General features: G+C 71.0%; 8 protein-coding genes and 1 pseudogene. 1 reads left to right on the forward strand and 8 read right to left on the reverse strand.

Annotation, left to right across the window (positions count from 1 at the left end; translation table 11 throughout):
* Positions 1–492 precede the first annotated feature (492 nt).
* Positions 493–2,376: a pentapeptide repeat-containing protein gene (locus AC3ET3_RS35770; protein ID WP_435613697.1), complete on the forward strand. Its 1,884-nt coding sequence runs from the start codon at positions 493–495 to the stop codon at positions 2,374–2,376.
* Between the two features lie 113 nt (positions 2,377–2,489).
* Here the strand turns inward: AC3ET3_RS35770 and AC3ET3_RS35775 are convergent, their stop codons facing one another.
* The 8 genes and pseudogenes from AC3ET3_RS35775 to AC3ET3_RS35810 form a co-directional block, all read right to left on the reverse strand.
* Complete coding sequence (locus AC3ET3_RS35775; RefSeq protein ID WP_435613698.1) at positions 2,490–3,125, reverse strand: ASCH domain-containing protein; 636 nt, start codon at positions 3,123–3,125, stop codon at positions 2,490–2,492.
* On the reverse strand, positions 3,122–3,406 hold the full coding sequence (locus AC3ET3_RS35780; protein ID WP_432158830.1) for a hypothetical protein: 285 nt from the start codon (positions 3,404–3,406) through the stop codon (positions 3,122–3,124). Before AC3ET3_RS35780 ends, AC3ET3_RS35775 begins: the two co-directional genes overlap by 4 nt.
* Before the next feature lie 93 nt (positions 3,407–3,499).
* The gene (locus AC3ET3_RS35785) at positions 3,500–3,748 is read right to left on the reverse strand and encodes a hypothetical protein (RefSeq protein WP_432158829.1); all 249 of its coding nucleotides are present in this window, start codon (positions 3,746–3,748) and stop codon (positions 3,500–3,502) included.
* A 39-nt stretch (positions 3,749–3,787) separates the two neighbouring features.
* Positions 3,788–4,354 carry a hypothetical protein gene (locus AC3ET3_RS35790; RefSeq protein WP_435613699.1) on the reverse strand — a complete coding sequence of 189 codons (567 nt, stop codon included), beginning with the start codon at positions 4,352–4,354 and terminating at the stop codon, positions 3,788–3,790.
* Positions 4,355–4,468: 114 nt separating this feature from the next.
* Positions 4,469–4,891 carry a hypothetical protein gene (locus AC3ET3_RS35795; protein WP_432158827.1) on the reverse strand — a complete coding sequence of 141 codons (423 nt, stop codon included), beginning with the start codon at positions 4,889–4,891 and terminating at the stop codon, positions 4,469–4,471.
* Positions 4,888–5,190: a hypothetical protein gene (locus tag AC3ET3_RS35800; RefSeq protein WP_435613700.1), complete on the reverse strand. Its 303-nt coding sequence runs from the start codon at positions 5,188–5,190 to the stop codon at positions 4,888–4,890. Before AC3ET3_RS35800 ends, AC3ET3_RS35795 begins: the two co-directional genes overlap by 4 nt.
* Positions 5,187–5,531: a hypothetical protein gene (locus AC3ET3_RS35805; protein WP_435613701.1), complete on the reverse strand. Its 345-nt coding sequence runs from the start codon at positions 5,529–5,531 to the stop codon at positions 5,187–5,189. The genes AC3ET3_RS35800 and AC3ET3_RS35805 overlap by 4 nt, the downstream gene beginning before the upstream one ends.
* 34 nt (positions 5,532–5,565) lie before the next feature.
* Positions 5,566–5,875, reverse strand: a pseudogene (locus AC3ET3_RS35810) (ATP-binding protein); the annotation flags it as partial.

The raw sequence follows: 5,875 nt of genomic DNA on the forward strand, positions 1-5,875 counted from the left end.
TCCCCCCCCCCCCCCCCCCCCCCCCCCCCCCCCCACTGCTGTCCTATGTCAATTGATCAATGTCGCCTTCTCGGCTACCTGAGTCGTTCAGCCTTCCGTCTCAGCGAACATAGTGCGCTGCTGCGTGCTGTCGCCCCGTGATGCAACCGGGAGCAATGGTTATCTCGGGTGTCGCGCGGACGACAGGCATGTGAGGCATATGTCCCTCAGAGCGCCGTGCCTGACGAATATCTACGGGTTGTTCAGCCATGTGCGGCATATGTGCGACGGGGCCGATCCATGACTTCGCTTGGTTCGAGTCGCGTCGGATGCCTTTGCCCGGCGCCAGGAGCACAGCCGCACTCTCTCTCGGGGTCGGCCTGCTGCTGATCGACGACTACTTGCCGAGCTCGTCGTCCGATTACGAGGGCGACGCTGCCCGTCACGGTCGAGCCTGAACCGCTCCCGACCCCAGAGCGTCCATACATGCACCTGACCGTGGAGCCGCCGCTTATGAGCATGTCCGAACCACCGCCCTGGCCGCACTGCGCACACGGTGCAGATCCTGCTGCCGATCCTCTCGGCTGCCGCGGCATCCACGTCCCCGGCTACACCGAATGTCTCGCCCACCTGGCTGGCGCCGACCGTGACGCCTATCTGGCCGGCCTGACTCCCGGCGCCAGCATCGACCACCGGGGCACCACCTTCACCGAATCCCTCCTCATCGCCTTACTCAACGCCCTTCGTGACTCCGTAACCGGTCACCCCCGCTTAGGTGACGCCTGGTTCGGGTCGGCGACCTTCGAGGGCACCGCCGCGTTCGGGTCGGCGACCTTCGAGGGCACCGCCGCGTTCGGGTCGGCGACCTTCGAGGGCACCGCCGGGTTCGAGTCGGCGACCTTCCAGCACGGCGCCATGTTCGACTCGACGACCTTCAAGCGCGGCGCCGCGTTCCTGTGGGCGACCTTCGAGGGCACCGCCGGGTTCGAGTCGGCGACCTTCCAGCACGGCGCCATGTTCGACTCGACGACCTTCAAGGACAACGCCTTGTTCGGGTCGGCGACCTACAAGGACACCGCCTGGTTCGAGTCGGCGACCTTCCAGGGCGGCGCCGCGTTCGGGTCGGCGACTTTCGAGGGCACCGCCGGATTCGAGTCGGCGACCTTCCAGGGCGGCGCCGCGTTCGACTCGGCGACCTTCCAGGGCACCGCCGCGTTCGGGTCGGCGACCTTCCAGGGCACCGCCTGGTTCGACTCGGCGACCTTCCAGGGCGACGCCATGTTCGACTCGGCGACCTTCGTGGAGGCCGACCAATTCGGGCCTTTGGTGCGTGCTGGGCGGCTTGTGCTGTCTGGTGCGATGTTCGGTAGTCCGGTGACCCTCTCATTCGTTGTGCGCCGTCTGGAGTGCCGTCGCACCCGCTGGTCATCGACGGCGGAGATCCGCCTGCGCTATGCCCGGGTGGACTTCGCGCATGCGGTGTTCGAGTACCCCCTCACGATCGCCGCCGAGCCGGATCCGTTCGTGCTCAACGACGGCCGACCGCTCGCCGAAGGTCTATTTCCGAGCGCGTACGACCCCGGGGTGCGGGTGGCGTCGCTGCGCGGGGTGGACGCGGCCCATCTGGACCTGGCCGACCTCGATCTGTCGGAATGTCTGTTCACCGGCACGGTTCACCTGGACCAACTCCGCCTGGAGGGGGCCTGCACTTTCAACACCGCACCGCCCGCCGTGCACTGGCGGCACTGGCCGCCCATCCGGTTCACCGAGCGCCGCGTCCTGGCCGAGGAACACCACTGGCGCGCCAGCCAGCCAGGAGCAGTCCAGGGCTGGGTCCTCGGCACCGGGCGGGCAGGGCCGCTGCAACTGGCTCCGGTGTACCGGGCTTTGCGTAAGGCCTTCGAGGACGGCAAGCACGAGCCAGGGGCGGCAGACTTCTACTACGGGGAGATGGAGATGCGCCGCCACGCCGACGATATCCCCCGCAGTGAACGGGGACTGCTGACCGCGTACTGGGCACTGTCCGGCTACGGCCTGCGCGCCTCCCGGGCCCTGGCCTGGCTCGGAGCGGCCATGCTCGTCACCATCCTGCTGCTGATGGCCTTCGGCCTCGCGCAGGACACCCCGAAGCAGACCGCGACCGGCACCGTCCCGGCCGGCGGCGGCAAGGTCACCTTCGAGATCGGCACGGACGACCCCAAAAATCCCACCAGCGACCGGTTCACCGGTAAGCGCTTCGAGAAGGCCCTGAACGACACCCTCAACTCGGTGGTGTTCCGCGCCTCCGGCCAGGACCTGACCACCGCCGGCACCTACATCGAGATGACCTCCCGCCTGACCGAACCCATCCTCCTGGGCCTGGCCGTCCTCGCCATCCGCAACCGCGTCAAACGCTGACAGCCCTGCCCCAGCCAAGCGTGGCCCTGTGCAACGTTCGACCGAACCGTAGCGATCCGCGCCGTGGGCTTCGGCGAGGAAGGCGGCGGCCCCGGCTGGCGCCGTCATCGGGCCTACGCGGCCTCAAGCCGCGCGGTGAGCTGCGGGTTGGCGGCGGTGATGTCGTCCAGGAGCGTGCGGCTGGGCTTCCACAGGCGCTGCGATCCGGTGGCGTGGACCGGCTCGGGGAGGCGCTGGACGTTCGTGAGCTGCCAGTGGAAGCAGCCGCGCTCGGACCAGCGGGTGCATGCGCCGTCGTCGGCGTGGATGCCGGCGAGGTCGGCGACGGCGACGACGTGTCCCTGTACCGGCTCGTAGTCCTCGGGCAGGGCCGCGCGCACATGGGGCAGGGCCAGGGCCTGCTTGTCGATGGTCTGGCCGCCGTGGATGAGGAGGGTGCCGCGCCAGTGTGTGGCCCACACGCGGTTCTCGATGCGCTTGGCGATCTCCTCGTCGGTGAGGGCGATCAGGTCCGACCAGGGCGGCTGGATGGTGAGCGCGCGAATCTTGGTGGGGTTCGGCTCGGCGGGGCCGGCCTGGTGGGGGGAGCTGATGGCCTGCCCCAGCAGCTCGAAGTTGAGGCGCTGCTGCTCGGGCGTGAGCGGCGCGGGGCGTTGGGGGGCGGTGAAGAGGGCGCCGGTGGGCTCAGCTTCGTGGCGGGCCCGGGCGTAGAGGCGGGCGTCGTACGTGTCCGCGAGCGTAGCGGTCACCGGGATTCCCCCCGCTGTCCGAGCTCCGTCTTGAAGACGGGGCTGCGGCCGACGGCGATCAGCAGCAGCTGCAGGGCGGTGCCGGGGTGGCTGTGTTCCTGTGTGGCGAGCAGGCCGCAGGAGAAGCAGTCGGCTTCCGCGCCCGCCCAGGCGACGTTGCAGGGTCCACACAGGAAGCTGGGGCCGCGGCGGGGTGCGTTGCGACGGCGGTGGAGGCCGATGGCGCGCATGCGGGCGGCGGCTGGGCTGGGGGAGTGGGCGGTGGCGTGCTGGGACGGCATGATGAGGGTGCTCCTCTCGCCTGCGGGCGGGGTGGTGTGGCCCGGGACGGCCGGCTGGTTTCTCAGGCCGAAGGCGGCCGTCCCGGGGCGGATTCAGGTGGGTGTCCTGGGCTCGAAGCGCAGGGTGCGGGCCAGGACGATCGGGCTGAGGGCGAGGACGTCGTCGTAGCGGGGGTCGATCGCTGCGCCGCGGCGGGCGGCCTGCTCGGCCGGGGTATCGGCGAGCTTGCGAGCGGCCTGACGGGCGAGGAACGCGCTGGCGGCGTCCTTGATCACGTAGCTGTGGCGGGTGCCGGCCTCATCCAGCAGGCGGAAGGTCACCAGCCACGGGTCGGAGTACATGGCTGTCGTCCGTGCACGGGGCGGTTGCGAGCGCGGGGCCTAGAAGGTCGGCTCGACGCTGCTGTGGGCAGGGTCGGCGTAGCTGCTGGCGCGGATCCGCAGCCGGTAGTCACAGTCGACGGGTGCACCGGGGGCGGTGTCGAGTTCGTCCAGCAGGACGATCAGGTGGTCCTCGTCGACCAGTTCCACGGCGAGGTAGGTGCCGCAGGAGCAGGGGGCGATGAGGGTGAGGACGTGGACCAGGCCGCCGTCCTCGCCTGTGCCTTCCTCGCGGCGGGCGTAGTGGAGCCACCAGCCGCGCTTGCCGTCGGCGGAGCCGAGGTAGGTGACGGCGGAGGCCATCAACTGCTGGTCCGGGACGGGCGGGTGGCCGGTCCAGGACATGGCCTGCACCACGGTGTCGAGGGTGTCGGGGAAGGCGCCGGTGAGTACGGCGTCGGCGTTGAGGACGGCCTGGAAGGCGGCCTCCTCGCCGCGCTGCTCCTGCCGCTGGGACAGGTCGAAGGTCTGCACCCGCTGGTGCAGGGCGACGATCGGCTCAGGACCGGCGTCGTCGTTGTGCGGGCGGTCGTCCCGGGGGATGGGGGCGAGGTGAAGAACGGTCATGAGGGGTGGTCCTCCTCTCGGGGGTTTTCTGCTGGGCCGGGCGGGTCTGTCCGGTCCTCCGCACCGCCCCAACCCGCTTGGTCGGGGGTTGGGGCGGCACGGGCGGCCGTCAGCTCAGGCGGCGTTGTCCATGCGGAGTTCGGCGAGTGCGATGCCGTACGTGGCGCAGGAGCCGGAGCAGTAGTCGCGGGCGGGCTCGGTCGATCCGGCGACGTGGACGCGGACCCAGCCGCGCTGTGTGGGGAAGCGGCCGGTGGCTTCCTGGGCGCAGCCGTCGGTGGTGCAGGCCTCCCGGACAGCGGTGTTCGCCTCCGGGCGGGAGGTGCCGGCGGCGAACTGCCCGCCGTTCCACCGGTGCTGCCTGGCGGCCCGGGGCGAGTGACCGGCCTGGCGTGCCTCGGACTTGGCCTGTTCGTCGTCGCGCTTGGCCTGCAGGCAGCCGCACGCTTCGGTCGCGGGGACCTTCCTGCGGGTGTGCTGGCGGTGGCCGCGCAGGGTCCCGTGCTCGATGCCTTCCTCCTGACCGATCAGGCTCACGGGGTGGCTCCTTCCGGTGTGGTGGGGTTCGGGCGGGTGGTCGGCTGGGGCTGGCTGTCCATGAGGGCCAGGAATTCCCGGCCGAGGCCGACATCGGCCAGCAGCACCCGCAGGATCGAGGCGAGGCCGTCGCGTTCGATCGGGTTGAGGCGGTCCCAGACGGCGTGGGCGTCGCGGTGGGCGCCGACGGCTTGGAGGTAGTCGGCCTCCTTGGTGGCCGTGCGGTTGGCGCCGCACCGGCCGCAGCTGAAGGTCGCCTGGTCCCATCCCTGCTGTGTTGTGCTGGAAGCCGCGCTCACCTGTCGCCCCCGTCCTGCGAGTCGATAGGGGAGGGGAGCTGCGCGAGCAGCAGCCGGAGGGTGCGCGCCATCACCGCGGCGGCCTCGGTGAGGTTGCCGCAGGACAGCCAGTGGAGAAGGTCGCGGTGCCCGGCGATGTCCGCGGTGTAGATCGCGGTCGGGGTGCGCCCGTCACCGCCGTCGATGCTCGCCTGGAGGGTGATGCGGCCTGTCTCGGGGTCGGGGTCGGCGGCGACCGACCGGCCCGCGTGCGCGAGGATCGCGGTGGGGGCGCCGGGGCCCATGGTCGACTCCCAGGCCTCTCCGAGTCCCGCGCGCAGGGCGGCGGCGAGGCGTTCCACCGGGCCCAGGATCGGTTCGATGGGGGGGGCGTGTTCACGACCGGACCGCCTCCGCGTACTGCGCCTGCAGGTCGTCGTGGCCCTCGGGGTCGTCGCCGGTGTCGGCTCCGGCCTCCCAGTCGGCGGCCTCGTGGTCGATTTCGCCTTCGTAGCCGCAGCCTTCGCAGACCAGGCCGTCGCCGATCTCGTGCCGCCCCTGGTAGGCGCGCAGCAGGTCGGTGGCGCTGTAGGCGGGCAGCCAGGCCGGACCGCACGGCTCGTCATCGTCGTCGCGGTCTGCGTCGGCGGGGCAGGGCACCAAGACGTCGAAGCCGTAGTTGCCCTCGCCGTCGGCGTCGCGCCTA

This window comes from Streptomyces sp. bgisy159 (assembly GCF_057707805.1).

Bases quoted from the DNA above. Each gene is read 5' to 3' on its own strand.
- AC3ET3_RS35770 (WP_435613697.1), top strand. From the start codon at position 493: ATGAGCATGTCCGAACCACCGCCCTGGCCGCACTGCGCACACGGTGCA.
- AC3ET3_RS35780 (WP_432158830.1), bottom strand. From the start codon at position 3,406: ATGCCGTCCCAGCACGCCACCGCCCACTCCCCCAGCCCAGCCGCCGCC.
- AC3ET3_RS35785 (WP_432158829.1), bottom strand. From the start codon at position 3,748: ATGTACTCCGACCCGTGGCTGGTGACCTTCCGCCTGCTGGATGAGGCC.
- AC3ET3_RS35790 (WP_435613699.1), bottom strand. From the start codon at position 4,354: ATGACCGTTCTTCACCTCGCCCCCATCCCCCGGGACGACCGCCCGCAC.